14 protein-coding genes, 1 tRNA gene and 1 pseudogene are annotated in these 17328 nt (G+C 58.9%); 4 read left to right on the forward strand and 12 right to left on the reverse strand.

Annotated elements, in window-relative coordinates; all coding sequences use genetic code 11:
• Nucleotides 1-133 precede the first annotated feature (133 nt).
• Together cra and JUI81_RS24850 are read left to right on the forward strand one after the other, a co-directional pair.
• Nucleotides 134-1129, forward strand: coding sequence for a catabolite repressor/activator (gene cra / locus JUI81_RS24845; protein ID WP_064616145.1), 996 nt, complete (start codon nt 134-136; stop codon nt 1127-1129).
• 3 nt (nt 1130-1132) lie between these two features.
• On the forward strand, nt 1133-1909 hold the full coding sequence (locus tag JUI81_RS24850; protein WP_204125245.1) for a TatD family hydrolase: 777 nt from the start codon (nt 1133-1135) through the stop codon (nt 1907-1909).
• A 35-nt stretch (nt 1910-1944) separates the two neighbouring features.
• Here the strand turns inward: JUI81_RS24850 and JUI81_RS32295 are convergent, their stop codons facing one another.
• From JUI81_RS32295 to JUI81_RS24870, 5 genes and pseudogenes are all read right to left on the reverse strand, one after another.
• Nucleotides 1945-2874, reverse strand: a complete 930-nt coding sequence (locus JUI81_RS32295) for a methyl-accepting chemotaxis protein (RefSeq protein WP_374707274.1) — start codon at nt 2872-2874, stop codon at nt 1945-1947.
• Nucleotides 2851-3942, reverse strand: a pseudogene (locus JUI81_RS32300) (methyl-accepting chemotaxis protein); the annotation flags it as partial. The pseudogene JUI81_RS32300 and the gene JUI81_RS32295, both read right to left, overlap by 24 nt.
• Nucleotides 3943-4294: 352 nt before the next feature.
• Nucleotides 4295-5131 carry a regulatory signaling modulator protein AmpE gene (gene ampE / locus JUI81_RS24860; protein WP_204125247.1) on the reverse strand — a complete coding sequence of 279 codons (837 nt, stop codon included), beginning with the start codon at nt 5129-5131 and terminating at the stop codon, nt 4295-4297.
• Nucleotides 5128-5703 (reverse strand): 1,6-anhydro-N-acetylmuramyl-L-alanine amidase AmpD, encoded by a 576-nt coding sequence (ampD, locus tag JUI81_RS24865; RefSeq protein WP_019582446.1) that lies wholly within the window; start codon nt 5701-5703, stop codon nt 5128-5130. Before ampD ends, ampE begins: the two co-directional genes overlap by 4 nt.
• A gap of 64 nt (nt 5704-5767) precedes the next feature.
• On the reverse strand, nt 5768-7975 hold the full coding sequence (locus JUI81_RS24870; RefSeq protein WP_204125248.1) for a DUF1631 domain-containing protein: 2208 nt from the start codon (nt 7973-7975) through the stop codon (nt 5768-5770).
• A gap of 360 nt (nt 7976-8335) precedes the next feature.
• Here JUI81_RS24870 and nadC point away from each other — a divergent pair, with 360 nt between their 5' ends.
• Complete coding sequence (gene nadC / locus JUI81_RS24875) at nt 8336-9184, forward strand: carboxylating nicotinate-nucleotide diphosphorylase (protein ID WP_019582448.1); 849 nt, start codon at nt 8336-8338, stop codon at nt 9182-9184.
• A gap of 51 nt (nt 9185-9235) precedes the next feature.
• Here nadC and JUI81_RS24880 read toward each other — a convergent pair whose 3' ends face one another.
• Entirely contained in the window at nt 9236-9541 is a 306-nt protein-coding gene (locus JUI81_RS24880; protein ID WP_019582449.1) for a DUF6388 family protein, read from the reverse strand.
• Between the two features lie 304 nt (nt 9542-9845).
• Between JUI81_RS24880 and JUI81_RS24885 the strand changes: the two genes are divergently transcribed.
• Nucleotides 9846-10391 carry a hypothetical protein gene (locus tag JUI81_RS24885; protein WP_204125295.1) on the forward strand — a complete coding sequence of 182 codons (546 nt, stop codon included), beginning with the start codon at nt 9846-9848 and terminating at the stop codon, nt 10389-10391.
• 13 nt (nt 10392-10404) lie between these two features.
• Here the strand turns inward: JUI81_RS24885 and JUI81_RS24890 are convergent.
• The 6 genes from JUI81_RS24890 to infB all read right to left on the reverse strand — a co-directional run bounded on the left by JUI81_RS24890 (nt 10405) and on the right by infB (nt 17317).
• Nucleotides 10405-10480, reverse strand: a tRNA-Thr gene (locus JUI81_RS24890).
• A 144-nt stretch (nt 10481-10624) separates the two neighbouring features.
• Nucleotides 10625-12730 (reverse strand): polyribonucleotide nucleotidyltransferase, encoded by a 2106-nt coding sequence (pnp, locus tag JUI81_RS24895; RefSeq protein WP_018929489.1) that lies wholly within the window; start codon nt 12728-12730, stop codon nt 10625-10627.
• A 198-nt stretch (nt 12731-12928) separates the two neighbouring features.
• Nucleotides 12929-13198 (reverse strand): 30S ribosomal protein S15, encoded by a 270-nt coding sequence (gene rpsO, locus JUI81_RS24900; RefSeq protein ID WP_011332409.1) that lies wholly within the window; start codon nt 13196-13198, stop codon nt 12929-12931.
• A gap of 117 nt (nt 13199-13315) precedes the next feature.
• Entirely contained in the window at nt 13316-14233 is a 918-nt protein-coding gene (gene truB, locus JUI81_RS24905; protein WP_007933551.1) for a tRNA pseudouridine(55) synthase TruB, read from the reverse strand.
• 3 nt (nt 14234-14236) lie between these two features.
• Nucleotides 14237-14638 carry a 30S ribosome-binding factor RbfA gene (gene rbfA, locus JUI81_RS24910; protein WP_028939914.1) on the reverse strand — a complete coding sequence of 134 codons (402 nt, stop codon included), beginning with the start codon at nt 14636-14638 and terminating at the stop codon, nt 14237-14239.
• 159 nt (nt 14639-14797) lie between these two features.
• Nucleotides 14798-17317, reverse strand: a complete 2520-nt coding sequence (infB, locus tag JUI81_RS24915) for a translation initiation factor IF-2 (protein ID WP_019582451.1) — start codon at nt 17315-17317, stop codon at nt 14798-14800.
• Nucleotides 17318-17328 lie beyond the last annotated feature (11 nt).

Genomic DNA, 17328 nt, shown 5'->3' on the forward strand with positions numbered 1-17328 from the left:
TTAGGCACGTTACTCGATAATGTCTCATCCTTGAAGTCCAATTATCGGATGTGCTGCGACAATGGTCGCCTGCCTCAATCGGGTAGGATTGGCGAAAATGTCGGGGCACGCTCTAAAAACAAGGAATACCGGGTTGAAACTCAGTGATATTGCACAATTGGCCGGTGTCTCCGTGACCACCGCCAGTTACGTCATCAATGGCAAGGCCGAACAGCAACGCATCAGCAGCGCCACTGTCGAGCGCGTGCGGGCAGTGGTCGAACAACATGGCTTCACGCCCAACCCGCAGGCCGCCGGGCTGCGCAGTCGGCACACCCGCACCCTGGGCTTCATTCTGCCGGACCTGGAAAACCCCAGTTACGCGCGAATCGCCAAACTGCTGGAACAAGGCGCCCGGGCGCGCGGCTATCAGCTGCTGATCGCCAGCTCCGACGATGCGCCGGACAGCGAACGGCAATTGCTGCAACTGTTCCGCGCCCGCCGCTGCGATGCGCTGATCGTCGCCAGTTGCCTGCCAGCCGGTGACGACAGCTATCGCCAGTTGCAGGCCAAAGGCATTCCGATCATCGCCATCGACCGGGTGATGGAGCCCGAACATTTCTGCTCGGTGATCAGCGATGATCGCGAAGCCAGCCTGCACCTGACCCGCAGCCTGCTGACCCCGCTGCCAAAACAGATCGCGCTGCTCGGCGCACGCCCTGAATTGAGTATCAGCCAGGAGCGGGCAGCGGGCTTCAAGGAGGCGCTGAACGGTTTCAAAGGCGAGGCGCTGATCGAGCACGGCGAGTCGTTCAGCCGTGAGTGCGGCAAACAACTGATGGAAGAATTGATCCAACGCCTGGGCCATTTGCCGGATGCGCTGGTGACCACCTCCTACGTGCTGCTTCAGGGCGTGTTCGATGCCTTGCACGATTTCCCGCTGAAAAGCCGCCCGCTGCGCCTGGGCACCTTCGGTGATACGCAGTTGCTGGACTTCCTGCCGCTGCCGGTCAACGCCATGGCCCAGCAGCATCAACTGATCGCCGACAAAGCCCTGGAACTGGCAGTGGCCGCCATCGAACAGGCCGATTATCAGCCCGGCGTGCAGGCCATCGCGCGGACGTTCAAGCAGCGTATTCTTCAGGACTGAACCGTGGAACTGATCGACACCCACACTCACCTGGACTTTCCGGATTTCGACCCGGATCGTCAGGCGTTGCTGGCCGAGAGCCGCGCGCTCGGCGTGCGGCGGATGGTGGTGCTGGGGGTGTATCAGGCCAATTGGCAGCGGGTCTGGGAGCTGGTGCAAAGCGATCCCGATCTGCACGCGGCGTTTGGTTTGCACCCGGTGTATCTGGATGAGCATCGCCCTGAAGATTTGACCGAGCTCGGTGACTGGCTGACGCGGTTAGCGGGCCATCGCCAGCTATGCGCGGTGGGCGAGATCGGTCTGGATTACTTCATCGAAACTCTGGATCGTGAACGTCAGCAAACGCTGTTCGACGCCCAACTGCAACTGGCGGCGGACTTCAATCTTCCAGCATTGATTCATGTGCGACGCAGCCACGCAGCGGTGATCGCCACACTCAAACGGTTTCGCTTGAAACGGGCGGGGATCATTCATGCCTTCGCCGGCAGCCAGGAAGAGGCTCGCGAATACATCAAGCTCGGTTTCAAACTCGGCCTCGGCGGCGCCGCGACCTGGCCGCAGGCCTTGCGCATGCACCGGGTGATCGCCGGTTTGCCCCTTGAGTCGGTGGTACTGGAAACCGACTCACCGGACATGGCTCCCGCCATGTTCCCCGGCCAACGCAACAGCCCGGCCCATTTGCCAGCGATCTGCGAGGCACTGGCCGCCATGATGGCGATCAGCCCAGAACGTCTGGCCGCTGCCAGTACGGCCAATGCGTGTGAGCTGTTCAACTGGTAATCCGTTGATTCCCACATTTGAACTGCTTCGTGGCATCAAACCCGGAACGCACTGATCAACTGCTTGAGCTCCACCACCTGCGCCGACAGTGCTCGGCTCGCATTCTCGGTCTGGTGCGCACCTTCGGCGGTCCGCTCCCCGGCGCGGTTGATCTCGACGATGTTCTGGTCGATGTCGTGAGCCACAGCGGTCTGCTGCTCTACCGCAGCGGCGATCTGCTGATTCTGGTCGACGATCATGCCGACGGCGCCGAGGATGTTTTCCAGCGCCTGCTGAACCTTTTCCGACTGCCCGACCGTGCCACTAGCCATCTGATGGCTGATGCCCATTGCCTTGACCGCCGCACCGACACCGCTGTGCAACTTGGCGATCATCTGCTCGATTTCTTCGGTCGATTGCTGGGTGCGCTTGGCCAGGGTCCGCACCTCGTCCGCCACCACCGCAAAACCACGGCCCTGCTCACCCGCTCGCGCGGCTTCGATGGCAGCATTGAGGGCCAGCAGGTTGGTCTGTTCGGCAATGCTTTTGATCACCTCCAGCACACGACTGATGGACTGACTGTCGCTGGCCAGTTGATTGATCACCCGCACCGACTGATCGATTTCGCTGGCCAGTGCCGCGATGCTGCCCTGCTGGGACTCCACCAATCCGCGACCGCTGATGGTCTCGTCATTGACGCTGTGAGCACTGCTGACCGCCGCAGAGGCACTGCGCGCCACCTCCAGGGAAGTGGCCGACATCTGGTTCATCGCGGTGGCGACCTGTTCGATCTGTGTACGCTGCCCCGCCACCGCCTGGTTGCTCTGGGCGGACACGCTTTCGACCTGCCCGGCCTGGCGCTCGACCTCGCTGACGGTCTGCCCCACTCGCTCGATCAGGTCATGGATTTTCTTCACGGTACCGGTGAACACCTCACCCAACTCGCCCAGTTCGTCGCGGCTGTTGGCGCTGAAGGTCACGGTCATGTCACCGGCCGCCACCTTGTCCATCACTGCGCCCAGACGCTTGAGGGTGGTGCGGGTCGAGGCGTAGAACCCGCCATAGAGGTAAAAAATCAACACGAACACCAGTGCCAGCGCCACCGCCTGCAGAACCATGTGGGTACGGTGCTGCTCCAGCCGCTGCTGCAACTGGGTACCGAGAAACTTCAGGGTGGCTTCGTTGAGTTGATAGGTCTGGTCCATCAGGCCCGTGACCTGATCGAAAAAGGCCTGCCATGGCGCATCGAGGGTGTCGGCCATCACCACCTGTTCTTCGAACAGCTCACTGGCCTTTTTCAGGGAGGCCTTGCTGCTTTCTGCCTGAGCCGCCAGGGTTTCGTGCGCGGCTTTACTGGAGCCCAGTGCATCCTTCAACTTCAGGCCGTATTCGGCCTGAAGTTTCTCGATCTGCGCCAGCAACTCATCGAATCGGGTACTCGAGGCCGAATTGAGAAAACCCTGCCCCAACGAGTAAGACCCCATCGCCCGGCCCTCGCCGAGTGTCTGGGTGACGGCCGGCGTGACGTTGGTAATGAGTTCGCTCAGCTGACGCATGTCGCTCTGGCTGTCGCGGCTCAGGCCGGCCTGACTGGCGATGATCTGGCTGAAAATCTGCGCGTTACCGAGCAACTTGCCGATCAGCGCACTTTTGCTTTGCAGGGAGTTTTCCGCTTGCTGGGCCTTGAACGCGGCAATCATCTCGTCGCGCTTGCCGTCGAAAAACGTGATTTGTTCCGGGTCAGTGGTCATCGCCGCCAGCCCTTGCAAACGGCTCAGGACGCTTTGCTCCAGGGCACTGATCGTCGATTCGACATGATTGGCCTTGCCGGACTGGCCGAGGATGACGTTGATCTGCACCAGGTTGTTCAGGGTCTCCAGGTCCCGACGCAGGTTCAGGCCGCTGCCCAGCAGGTCGAGGCTCTGCAGTTCGACTCGAGTGCCCTGGAATTCGCGATAGGAGTCGCGCACCAGATAGAAGTTGGTCACCAGCATCGGGACGAGGAACAGCACGCTGATCAGGCTGAACTTCATGCCGAAGCTCAAGCGGTTCATCAGCGCGACGGCGGGATAGAGCAAGCTCTTCACTGTGAAGTCTCCCTTTGATTTCTTATTTTTATTGGCAGGCGCGCAGAGACAGCAGATAGCCACTATTGGCGCTGCCTCTGTATAGCCTAAATCGGAGGGAGGTTTTGTAACTTAAGGTTAACGGTGGGGTGCCTTTTCTTCGGACAGAAGATGCCCTTTCAGGCAAGTGATATCCCTGTGGTGAGGGGGCTTGCCCCCGTTCGGCTGCGAAGCAGTCGTAAATCCAGACAACACGATTGTCTGGACTGACGCTGGGGACGCTTCGCGACCCAACGGGGGCAAGCCCCCTCGCCACAAAAGCGTTCGCCGTAGAGTGGAGTCAGGACAAAACAGTCCACAACGCAAAACCGGCATACCAAAGCACCGCCGCGCGCAGCAGCAGTTCCCAGATCCGGTCCAGGCTGTTGATGCCGTCCGGGCCGACCACCGGCGCCGGAATTTCACCGGCAACCAGTCCGACCTTCTCGATCAGTTGGGCGGCGCTGATGTTCCAGTTCAGCAGCTCATGCAGCATCACCCGGCTGACCGCGACAAAGTTGCCGACCAGCGCGAAGCTCGCCGCCAGCAACCGCACCGGCACCCAATCGAACGCGTGGCGCAGTTGTGTCGCGCGCTCGACCACGGCCGGGTTCTGCCCATGCTCTTCGACCAGCGCCAGCAGTCGATAGCTCAGGGCCGCGACCGGGCCCAGCAGGAAGTACCAGAAGATCACCGCGAAAAAGCTCTGATAGGCCTCCCACAGCAAATGCCCTTGCACCCGTTCCAGCAGTTGCTCGCCACTGTCGGCGCAGATATCCAGGTCGCGTTTGGCCACATGGGCGGCAGCCTGCAGGTCTTCCCGGCGCCAGGCATCGCGAAACGGCCCCAGGCCGGCCAGCAGATCGCCACGCCCCAGACTGTAAATCACCACCAACAGGTGCACGGGCAACGCCAGCAAGCCATAGGCCACCGGGTCCAGCACCACCAACAGCAACCCCAGCAGCGCCACCGGCAACAACACCAGCACCACCAGTATCAGCCACGGACGGTTGCTCATGCGTGGGCTCACTTCAAGCTTGTTCAGCTCGCGCACCCAACCCGCATCACGTTGAACCCGATGGCGCAGGGCCGAGAATTTCTCGATCCATACCGCTAACAGCAGCACCAGAAAACTCATTGTTGCTCCTCTTCTTCCTGAGCGGCTTTTGCCAGGGCCGCACGATAGCGTGCCCAGTCAAACGCCGGTCCCGGATCAGTCTTGCGCCCGGGTGCAATGTCGCTATGCCCGCAGATACGTTGTGCGGTGATACCCGTGAAGGCGCTTTGCAGCTGTCGGGTCAGAGTCGTCAACGTCTGATATTGCGCATCGGTAAACGGTAGATCATCCGTGCCTTCAAGCTCGATGCCCACGGAAAAATCGTTACAGGTTTCCCGCCCCTCGAAACACGAAACGCCGGCGTGCCAGGCGCGCTCAAGACAAGAGACAAACTGAGTGACGGTGCCGTCACGTTCAATCAGAAAGTGCGCAGACACCCGCAGGTCGGCGATCCCTGCAAAGTAGGGATGTTCCGTGACATCCAGACGATTCTGGAAAAACTCCTGCACCTTGCCGGTCAGAAACTGCGCGGGCGGCAGACTGATGTTGTGGATCACCAGCAGGGAAATCTCGCCCTCGGGGCGCGCATTGAAGTTGGGCGAAGGGCATAAACGCACACCCTGACACCAACCACTCGCGGGGTCCAACTGCATACAGGCTCCTTCAACGACGACTGTGTTGGCGCCCAGTATGCCGCGATAGGCCCTCGGCGCGCGATCACTTGCCGCGATTGAGACGCCGCAGGTTGCCCAGCACCGATTCCAGCGCCCGATCGAACAGCAAGGTGTCGTCCAGCGTGCGCACCGCGCCACGCCGAAACTCCAGGGCCAGGCCGGTACGGTTGTGCTCCAGCACTTTCATTCCGGTACGGTCGACAAAGATGTACTTGCCGGTGGATTCAATGATTGCCGTCAATTTACAACGCAGGGTGTTTTCCTCGTCTTCCTGAAACTCGACCCAGCACCCCGGGCGCAGTTGATCGACTTGCAGCAGCGCGGCATCATCCTCCGGCAAACGCACCGAGGCCGTTTCGACCGGGCCTTCGTCAGCAGTGCGAAGCACGATTTCCTCCTGCACCTCGACCATCATCGGCCCCTCGACAGGCGTGCTGTTCTGGCTCGGACGTTCAAACAGTTGAACGTGCAGGCCTTCCAGCTCGCTGAAAAACTCGCCGGTAGCGAACGGGTCGAATGCCGAGCTGTTCAGCCCATCGCGCAACGACTTGAGCAACCCTGGCACCAGCGCCAACAAGCGCAGGCTCGCATCGGGTTCGTCATGGCGTTGCACGCTCCAGATCAACTGCTCCATGGTCTGCACATCGGCGTGCCATTCGGCGGACTGATCACCGTGCTTGAGGCCGGTCAGCAACAGCACTTTGCTCCAGGCCTCCTGAACAAACACCACCACGCTGTGCGGCAAAACCTTGCCCACCAACACCTGATTCAACGCCTGCTCGACGCACTGACGGGCCAGTTCGGTCCTGGCACGGCCTTCTTCGGCGTCTCGGGTGCGCTGCTCCAGCAACTCACTGCGACGACGCTCGTCATTGGTGAAGGCGAGGAAATCCGCCAGCAGTTCGGAAAAGATCGCCGGGTCATCGACAAAGTCGTTCAACAAGCGTTGCACCACCTGCTCAATGCGCAGGTACAGACTGTCGCGCTGATGGTCATCGCACTCGCCCCAGCCCATGGCCGCCGCGGCGATTTCGTTGAGCAAGCGCCGGGCGGGATGGCTGCTGCGGCTGAAAAAACTCTTGTCGAGCACCGCGACTTTCAGCATCGGAATCTGCAAGCGGCCAATCAGCGCCTTGAGGGAGTCCGGCAGGTTGCGGTCATCGAGAATGCATTCGAAGAGCATGGCGATCAGGTTGATCACGTCTTCATCGGCCACTCCGACCACCCGCAACCTGCCGCTTTTGACGCTGACCCGGGTCAGCAGCAGTTCGAGCTGGTTGCGCAGGTCGAAGTCGTCCTGAACCGCCAGCGCCGGCACATATTGCTGCAAGTGCGAGAGCAGTCGCAGCAGATCGCGGGTAGAAATGGGCTGGGTCCGGGCACTGACCTCCAGGGTCGGCGCAACGCTGCCGCGCACATGGAGCAGCAACTCCTGCAAGGCGGCGAAGACTTCCTGAACGCCCTCGTCAACCTGTGGATTGCCGCTGCGACTCCCTGCCTCGACAGGGTCGGCGTGAGCACTGGCAGCCGCTCGATCGGTGGCACGTCGCGCCGGGGCGGGCTTGAGGTCCGGCAGCACACCGGTGGCGATCAGCAGTTGATTGGCTTCGGCGTAGAGCTGATCGGCGTTGCTGAGCACGTAGCGCTCGAACAGCTTGAGGATGATCAGCTTGACCTTGATCTCCATCCCCAGGTTGCGCCCCGCCTGCAGGAAATACTCACAGAGCAGCGTCGGCCCCAAGGGGTTGTGCTGTTCGACCAGTTTCTTGCCCAGCAAGGTGCTCAGTCGGGCGGTGAGCTGGTCGAGGGCGAAGCCATCGCGGTTCAGCACTTTGCCGACCATAACCTCCACCGCCACATTACGCTCCATGTCGTCATGGGATAGCGACACCGAGGTATCGAAAGCCAATGCCCGGGGCAAGGCAGCCTGTGAGGTGTCGCACTGCGTGAGCCTGAGGAAAGCCTCGACGAACTGCTCGAGAAAACTGCGCTCGATATTTTTGCGCTTGAGGCGCAAATCGCGCATAGCTTCGAAGAAGATGTTTTGCTCGACATCATTCCGGGCCCGGTCGGCCATTTCGAACAAGGTGTCGTCGGCGTTATCGAACAGCTCCTGCAAACCCTGCTTGAGCTGTTGGGCAGCTTTGTCGCGAACCTGAAGCAGAATCACGGGCAGGCGGGCGAGCAGCGAATGAGTCGCCTGATCGGTAGTCGCCTTGTGCAAAGGCACTACATTCCCGTCGTTGTGCATCCAAGCCTCCTGAAACGGTGATTCTTCGGTTCGGTAAGAAAGATCGAGCACGCCGGCCACACAGCCGGCGTTCAGCGGAGTACATCGCACACCCGCTGTCATTCAATAATCGGGAATCCAAAGGTACGTCAAAGCTATGACGTCAAATGCAAGGCAGAATTATCTGCAAAAGACCTCTCTTGTGCCAGCAGACTCTGCGCTCCCAAAGAAACAGACGTTTATGAAAGACCCTTGCTTAGAGTCAATTGCTCACGCGAATCGACCAAATGCAGGTTTGCGAACGACGGGATGGTTGTTGATGCCTTGGGTTGCCTCGCGCCATGGCCCTATAATCGGGCCACTTTGTTTGTGGAGCCCGTTATGCCGAATCTACGTCTCGCCGATTTGACCGCCGAAATCGAAGCCAACGTGCGCCGTGCGTTACTCGAGGACATCGGCAGCGGCGACATCACCGCGCAACTGATCCCGGCCGAACGTCTGGCCAAAGCCACCATCATCACCCGCGACGCTGCCGTCATCAGCGGCACTGCATGGGTCGATGCCGTGTTTCGGCAGCTGGATCCGCGGGTCGCCGTGCACTGGCAGGTGAGCGATGGCGAACGGGTGAAACCCAATCAGGCGCTGTTCCACCTCGAAGGCCCGGCACGCTCGCTGCTCACCGGCGAACGCAGCGCACTGAACTTCCTGCAGCTGCTTTCGGGTGTAGCCACGCGCGCGCAGTACCTGGCGGATTTCGTCGCCCAAACCCAAGTGAAGTTGCTCGATACCCGCAAAACCCTGCCGGGGCTGCGTCTGGCCCAGAAATACGCCGTGACCTGCGGCGGTTGCTACAACCACCGCATTGGCCTGTATGACGCCTTCCTGATCAAGGAAAACCATATCGCCGCCTGCGGTGGCATCCCTGAGGCTATTGCTGCCGCGCACAAGATCGCTCCGGGCAAACCAGTGGAGATCGAAGTGGAGAACCTGACGGAGCTCAAAGAAGCCCTGGCAGCGGGAGCCGACATCATCATGCTCGATGAACTGAGCCTGGATGACATGCGCGAAGCCGTGCGCCTGAACGCCGGCAAGGCAAAACTGGAGGCCAGTGGCGGCATCAACGAAAGTACGTTGCTGCCGATTGCGCAAACCGGGGTGGATTACATTTCGATTGGTGCGATGACCAAGGATGTGAAGGCCGTAGACCTGTCGATGCGACTGAGTCTCTGATCACACCCCTGATAATGAAAAACGCCAGCCTCATGAAGGCTGGCGTTTTTTTCAGACCACCAGATTGTTCATCTCGCAGTACTCTTCCCACTCGACGCCCAACACCTCGGCCGCCTCCTTGTGCAGTGCCAGGCGCGCGGCCTCGAACTCTTCGGGGCTTGATGTGTACTTGAGCGTCAGTTCCCAAGGCTGCAAACCCTGGGCTTCTGCCTCATCCTCGAACGCCCACTGGATCTGGTCCTTCTGATCGTCGGCAGGCAAGTCCTTGATCTCTTCCAGTAACTGGGGTGCATCCAGTACGTACTTTTTCAGGGCTTCTTCGTGTCTGGCTTCTTGGGTCAATTCTTTAACGGTCATGGCGTTCTCGCTGATCTGGGGAATGGAAGATGGATCTGGATCATCAAGGATCTCTCTGACGCAAAAAAACCGTTTGAAACCCGGTTTGTCTGGCCTTCAGAACCATTCGGGATCATCTGAAAACTGCTGGGCGATGCTCATGCAGGCAACGAATATAGGACGTTTTGCCGACGATTTACACGGCTCTTTACATCTATCCCGCAAAAAGCTGTGTGCAATAGATGCTGGAGACCTCGGGGAACATAAATTCAAATCCCAAGTCATAGCGATGTGCCATATAGGCACTTCACAAGGAACCCCAGTGATGCGCAGTTTTTCGAAGCTTTCGTCTACCCGTCTTGCCGCTGCTACCCTGCTGCTCGGCAGCCTGGCATTGGCCAGCGCAGCTCAAGCGGCTGTCGAAGTCGCCTCTGACCCTTCGCTGTACTCCGACAAAATCTCCGCCCTGCACAATTCATACGGCAAGGACACGCTCGTCAGAACCAGTGTCAGCATCGATGATCTGGAAAACCTGCAAAAAACCGTGAAGGCCAATGCCAGCGAACTGGAAAGCCAGAAGCGCACCATCAGCGAACAGGCCCGTCAGATTGAAGAGCTCAAACGCAACAGTGGTTCCAGCACCAGCTCCAGCAGCAAGGAGATTGATGATCTCAAGCGCACGGTCAATGAACAGGAACGCGACCTGAACACTCTCACCAAACAAGTGGAAGAGCTCAATCGCAACAGCGGTTCCAGCTCCAGCTCGAACAACAGCGAGATCTCCAGTCTTAAACGGGAAATCAGCGATCAGGATCGCGCGATGGATCAGCTCAAGCGCACCGTCGAGGAGCTGAGCAGAAAGGTGAAGTAAGCGGGGGGGGGAATGGTGCCCGAGACAGGAATCGAACCTGCGACCTTCGCGTTACGAGTGCGCTGCTCTACCGGCTGAGCTACACGGGCTGTGGGCTAAACCTAGCACTGGTCTCGAGGTCCGGCAACTTCGCACACCGCAAAATGGAAAGATCTTTCCTGCACAAAAAAATGCCCCGCCGTTTTCACGGCGGGGCATTTTTTATAACGTTGAAGCGGTTGGCGCGGGGGTAATTAAACGCCCGAAGCCTTGGCCGCTGCTACGTCTTTGATGGACAGCTTGATACGGCCGCGGTTGTCCACGTCCAGTACCAGAACTTCCACTTCCTGGCCTTCTTTCAGGATGTCGGTCACTTTCTCTACACGAGCATCGCTCAGCATCGAGATGTGAACCAGACCGTCCTTGCCTGGCAGGATGTTAACGAATGCGCCGAAGTCGACGATGCGCTCAACCTTACCTACGTAGATCTTGCCGATTTCAGCTTCAGCGGTGATGCCCAGAACGCGCTGACGTGCAGCTTCAGCCGCTTCCTTGGTTTCGCCGAAGATCTTGATCGAGCCGTCGTCTTCGATGTCGATCGAAGCCTTGGTCTCTTCACAGATCGCACGAATGGTCGCGCCGCCTTTACCGATGACATCACGGATTTTGTCGGTGTCGATTTTCATCGCGATCATGGTCGGAGCGTTTTCCGACAGTTCGGTACGCGACTGGCCAATGATCTGGTTCATCTGACCGAGGATGTTCAGGCGCGCTTCCAGGGCTTGGCCCAGAGCGATTTCCATGATTTCTTCGGTGATGCCCTTGATCTTGATGTCCATCTGCAGCGCGGTAACACCTTTGGCGGTACCGGCTACTTTGAAGTCCATGTCGCCCAGGTGGTCTTCGTCACCCAGGATGTCAGTCAGGACGGCGAATTTCTCGCCTTCTTTAACCAGACCCATGGCGATACCGGCAACCGGTGCCTTCATCGGTACACCGGCGTCCATCAGCGCCAGGGAAGCGCCGCAGACCGAAGCCATGGAGCTCGAACCGTTGGACTCAGTGATTTCCGATACGACACGGATGGTGTACGGGAACACGTCGGCAGCAGGCAGCATGGCCTGAACCGAACGACGGGCCAGACGGCCGTGACCGATTTCGCGACGACCAGCGCCACCCATGCGACCACACTCGCCTACCGAGAACGGAGGGAAGTTGTAGTGCAGCATGAACGGGTCTTTTTTCTCGCCTTCCAGGGTGTCCAGCAGCTGTGCGTCACGGGCGGTGCCCAGTGTCGCGACGACCAGAGCCTGGGTTTCGCCACGGGTGAACAGTGCCGAACCGTGGGTCTTCGGCAGAACACCCACTTCGATGTTCAGCGGACGTACGGTGCGGGTGTCGCGGCCGTCGATACGTGGCTTGCCGTTAACGATGTTTTCGCGAACGGTGCGGTATTCGATTTCGCCGAAAGCAGCTTTGACGTCAGCAGCGGAAGGCTGGCCTTCTTCACCGGACAGCTTGGCAACCACTTGGTCTTTCAGTTCGCCCAAGCGAGCGTAACGGTCGGCCTTGATGGTGATGGTATAAGCCTGGGAGATCGCTTCGCCGAACTCGGCACGGATAGCACCCAGCAGAGCAGTGGCTTCTGGCTGAGGAGCCCAGGCCCAGGTCGGCTTGGCAGCTTCAGCGGCCAGTTCTTTAACGGCGTTGATCACCACCTGGAACTCGTCGTGAGCAAACAGTACCGCGCCCAGCATCTGGTCTTCGGTCAGCTCTTTGGCTTCCGATTCAACCATCAACACGGCTTCCGAAGTACCGGCAACGACCATGTCCAGGCTCGAAGCTTTCAGTTGCTCGTAAGTCGGGTTCAGCAGGTAGCCGGTGCTTTCGTGGAACGCAACGCGGGCAGCGCCGATCGGGCCATCGAAAGGAATGCCGGAGATAGCCAGCGCAGCCGAGGTACCGATCATCGCAGCGATGTCCGGATCGGTCTTCTTGCTGGTGGAAACGACGGTGCAGACAACCTGCACTTCGTTCATGAAACCTTCAGGGAACAGTGGACGGATCGGACGGTCGATCAGTCGGGAAGTCAGGGTTTCTTTCTCGGAAGGACGGCCTTCACGCTTGAAGAAACCGCCAGGGATCTTGCCGGCGGCGTAAGTCTTTTCCTGGTAGTGAACAGACAGAGGGAAGAAGCCCTTGCCTGGATCGGCTTGTTTGGCACCGACTACGGTCACCAATACGCTGACGTCGTCGTCAACGGTGACCAATACTGCGCCGGAGGCCTGACGGGCGATACGGCCAGTCTCGAGGGTAACGGTCGACTGACCGAACTGGAATTTTTTGATTACCGGGTTCACGGTGTCCTACCTTCTTTGTGGCTCTTGGGGGAACTTGTCTTCTTGCGAAATTCGTGGGCAACGCCGGGAATCGGCCCGACTGTCATTGTCCAGGGTAAAACTATTGTCCAGATAAAACTTGAGGCTGGGAGCCTGCCATGTACCTGCGGGAAACCCGCTGGCACACAGCAAACAACCAACCTCTAGCGCAATCGCTTATTAGCGACGCAGACCCAGGCGAGCGATCAGAGCGCTGTAACGGCTCACGTCCTTGCCTTTCAGGTAGTCCAGCAGCTTACGACGCTGGTTAACCATGCGGATCAGACCACGACGGGAGTGGTGATCTTTACCGTTGGCCTTGAAGTGACCTTGCAGTTTGTTGATGTTGGCGGTCAGCAGTGCAACTTGCACTTCTGGCGAACCAGTGTCACCAACAGCTTGCTGGTAGTCAGCTACGATTTGAGCTTTTTCTTGAACGTCGAGAGCCATGAGGCAATCCTTTTATCAGGAAACTGTTTCAGAAAAACAGTTTCAACAGGCCAGGGACAAATCCCTGTATCTAAAAATGAGTAGTGACCGTGCCTGTTAACAGCCACCCTCGTTCGGTCATTCTGACCGAATCAGTCGACGTGGCGCGATGCGCCCGTCTTCGCTCACTTCACCGATACCGATGAAGCGACCATTGTGATCCTGTACCCGCACCATGCCAAATTTCGGTGCATCCGGGGCACGTACCGGCTGGCCGTTGAGCCAGTAGAACGCGCTCGCTTCCGAGAACTGCAACAGTGGCCAATCCAGCAGGCCGCTGTCCGATGGCATCAGGAAGCGGTCGACCGCTTCGTTGCCGCCTTCGGCATGTACCGCTTCCAGCTCTTCCAGAGTGACGGTCTGTGCAAGCGTGAAAGGCCCGGCCTGGGTACGTCGCAATTCAGCCACGTAAGCGCCACAACCGAGTTGCTCACCGATATCCTCCACCAGGGTACGGATATAGGTGCCTTTGCTGCAATCCACCGCAAGCCGCGCAGTATCACCCTCAAAGGCCAGTAATTCCAAGCGCGCAATAGTAACAGAACGCGGTTCGCGCTCCACTACTTCACCTGCACGGGCCAGCTTGTACAGCGGCTGCCCATCGCGCTTGAGTGCCGAGTACATCGGCGGTATCTGACTGATTTGCCCACGAAATTTCGGCAACACAGCTTCGATATCGGCACGACCAACGGTCACCGGACGTTCCAGCAAAACCTCACCTTCGGCATCCGCCGTGGTGGTGGTCTTGCCCAGTTGCGCCAGGGTTTCATAACCTTTGTCGGAATCGAGCAGGTATTGCGAGAACTTGGTGGCCTCGCCGAAGCACAACGGCAACACGCCGGTGGCCAGCGGATCGAGACTGCCGGTGTGCCCGGCCTTCTCGGCATTGAGCAACCAGCGGACCTTCTGCAACGCCGCGTTGGAAGTGAACCCCAACGGCTTGTCGAGCAGGATGATACCGCTGACGTTACGACGGATACGTTTGACCTGAGCCACCGATTACTCCTTGGCGTCTTCGGGTTCAGCCGCTACCGGGTGCTGACTGTCTTCAGCCACCGCGCGTTCGATCAGGGCCGACAGGTGCGCACCACGCACGACACTTTCGTCGTAATGGAAGTGCAACTGTGGAACGCTGCGCAATTTCATCTCGCGAGCCAACTGCATGCGCAGGAAACCGGCGGCGGAGTTGAGCACCTTGATGCTTTGCGCGATATCGTCGCGGCTGTCCTGCCCCATCACGGTGATGAAGATCTTGGCGTGGCCGACGTCACGGCTGACTTCAACAGCGGTAATGGTGACCAGCCCGACGCGCGGGTCTTTGACTTCACGACGGATCAGCTGTGCCAGCTCACGCTGCATCTGATCGCCGATACGTTGGGTACGGCTATATTCTTTTGCCATGTCTTGTTACCTGTTACTGCCCCACGGTGAAACCCGAAGGGTCTGAAAGCGGCAAACGCCCGGCCTGACAAAAGCCAGACCGGGCGTTGCGTTTAGAGTCCGACTGATGCGCCGCGCAATTGCATGCGGCTGGCCATCACGGCTCTTGAAGTGCGCGAGTTAGAGGCTGCGAGCAACCTGGACCTTCTCGAATACTTCGATCTTGTCACCGACCTTGACGTCGTTGTAGCTCTTCACGCCGATACCACATTCCATGCCGGCACGTACTTCGGAAGCGTCATCCTTGAAGCGGCGCAGGGATTCCAGCTCGCCTTCGAAGATAACGATGTCTTCACGCAGTACACGGATTGGACGGTTACGGTGAACAACACCTTCGATAACCATGCAACCGGCGATCGCGCCAAACTTCGGCGAACGGAACACGTCACGCACTTCAGCGGTACCCAGGATGTTCTCGCGAACATCGCTGCCCAGCATACCGGTAAGGGCTTTCTTGACGTCTTCGATGATGTCGTAGATCACGTTGTAGTAACGCATATCCAGACCTTCCTGCTCGACGATCTTGCGAGCGCCGGCATCGGCACGCACGTTGAAGCCGAACAGTACAGCGTTGGAGGCCAGTGCCAGGTTGGCGTCGGATTCGGTGATACCACCGACACCGCCACCGACCACACGCACTTGCACTTCGTCGTTACCCAGGCCATTCAAGGCACCGTTCAACGCTTCCAGCGAACCACGGACGTCGGATTTGAGGACGATGTTGAGCGTCTTCTTCTCTTCCTGACCCATGTTCTCGAAGATGTTTTCAAGCTTGCCGGCGTGAGCACGGGCCAGTTTGACTTCGCGGAACTTGCCTTGACGGAACAGAGCCACTTCACGGGCTTTCTTCTCGTCAGCAACTACGCTCATCTCGTCGCCAGCGTCCGGAGTACCGTCCAGGCCGAGGATCTCGACAGGGATGGAAGGACCGGCTTCCTTGATTGGCTTGCCGTTCTCGTCGAGCATGGCGCGAACGCGGCCATAGTTCGAACCGACCAGCACCATGTCGCCCTGGCGCAAGGTACCGTCTTGAACCAGAACGGTTGCAACCGGACCACGACCTTTGTCGAGACGCGATTCAACCACAACACCACGACCAGGGGCCGATGGGGTTGCTTTCAGTTCGAGAACTTCAGCTTGCAGCAGAACAGCTTCGAGCAACTCGTCCACGCCGGTACCGACTTTCGCCGAAACCGATACGAACGGGGTGTCGCCGCCCCACTCTTCCGAAGTCACGCCGTGAACCGACAATTCGCTACGGATGCGATCGAGATCGGCGCCCGGCTTGTCGATTTTGTTCACTGCAACAACCAGAGGTACGCCAGCCGCCTGAGCGTGCTGAACAGCTTCAACGGTCTGCGGCATTACGCCGTCGTCCGCTGCAACCACCAGGATCACGATGTCGGTCGCCTTGGCACCACGGGCACGCATGGCGGTAAACGCGGCGTGACCAGGGGTGTCGAGGAAGGTGACCATGCCGCGTTCAGTTTCAACGTGGTACGCACCGATGTGCTGGGTAATACCACCGGCTTCGCCAGCAGCTACCTTGGCACGACGGATGTAGTCGAGCAGCGAGGTCTTACCGTGGTCAACGTGACCCATTACGGTCACAACTGGTGCACGGGAGAACGTCTCACCTTCAAACTTCAGGGACTCGGCCAGGGAGTCTTCCAGGGCGGTGTCGCTGACCAGGGTCACTTTGTGGCCCAGCTCTTCGGCAACCAGTTGGGCAGTTTCCTGATCCAGTACCTGGTTGATGGTCGCTGGGGTACCCAGTTTGAACATGAACTTGATGATTTCAGCAGCCTTGACCGACATCTGCTGGGCAAGATCGCCAACAGTGATGGTCTCGCCGATCTTCACTTCGCGCACAACAGGGCCGGTTGGGCTCTGGAAACCGTGGGCGTTGCGCTTCTTCAGCTTGGCCTTGCCGCGACCACCACGACGGAAGCCATCGCTTTCTTCGTCGGTAGTACGTGGGGCAACGCGTGGAGCAGGCGCTTTTTCCTTGACCGAAGCACGATGCGGAGCGTTTTTGCGCTCGCCATCGCCACTGCCACGACGATTGCTATCGTCGGCACGTGGTTTGTCCGGACGACGCTGCTCGTCGCGCTTGCGAGTGTCGGCTGCAGGTGCAGCGGCCACGACCGGGGCGCTTTCACGCACAGGTTCGGCAACTGCAACAGGCGCTGCGACAGCTTCGACAGGAGCGGTTTGCGCAGCAGCAGGCTGGCGACGCGCTTCTTCTTCGGCGCGACGCTTGGCTTCTTCTTCAGCCTTCTGACGTGCAGCATTTTCTACTGCGCGACGTTCTTCCAGTTCGCGTTTGCGCTCGGCTTCGATTTCTTCCGGGCTGCGCTGCACGAAGACTTTCTTCTTGCGTACTTCAACGCTGATGCTTTTGCTGCCAGCAACACGCAGGGTGCTGGTGGTTTTACGCTGCAGCGTGATCTTGCGTGGTTCTTCCACTTTCGCCTTGTGGCTGCTTTTCAAGTGAGTCAGCAAAGATTGCTTCTCACTGTCAGTCACATGTTCTTCGGCGGCGGTGTGCGGCAGACCTGCCTCACGCATCTGCTGCAACAGGCGCTCTACCGGTGTTTTGACCTCATCGGCCAGTTGTTTCACCGTGACTTGCGTCATGCACTTCTCTC

The organism is Pseudomonas sp. 008, assembly GCF_016861935.1.
GTDB lineage: Bacteria > Pseudomonadota > Gammaproteobacteria > Pseudomonadales > Pseudomonadaceae > Aquipseudomonas.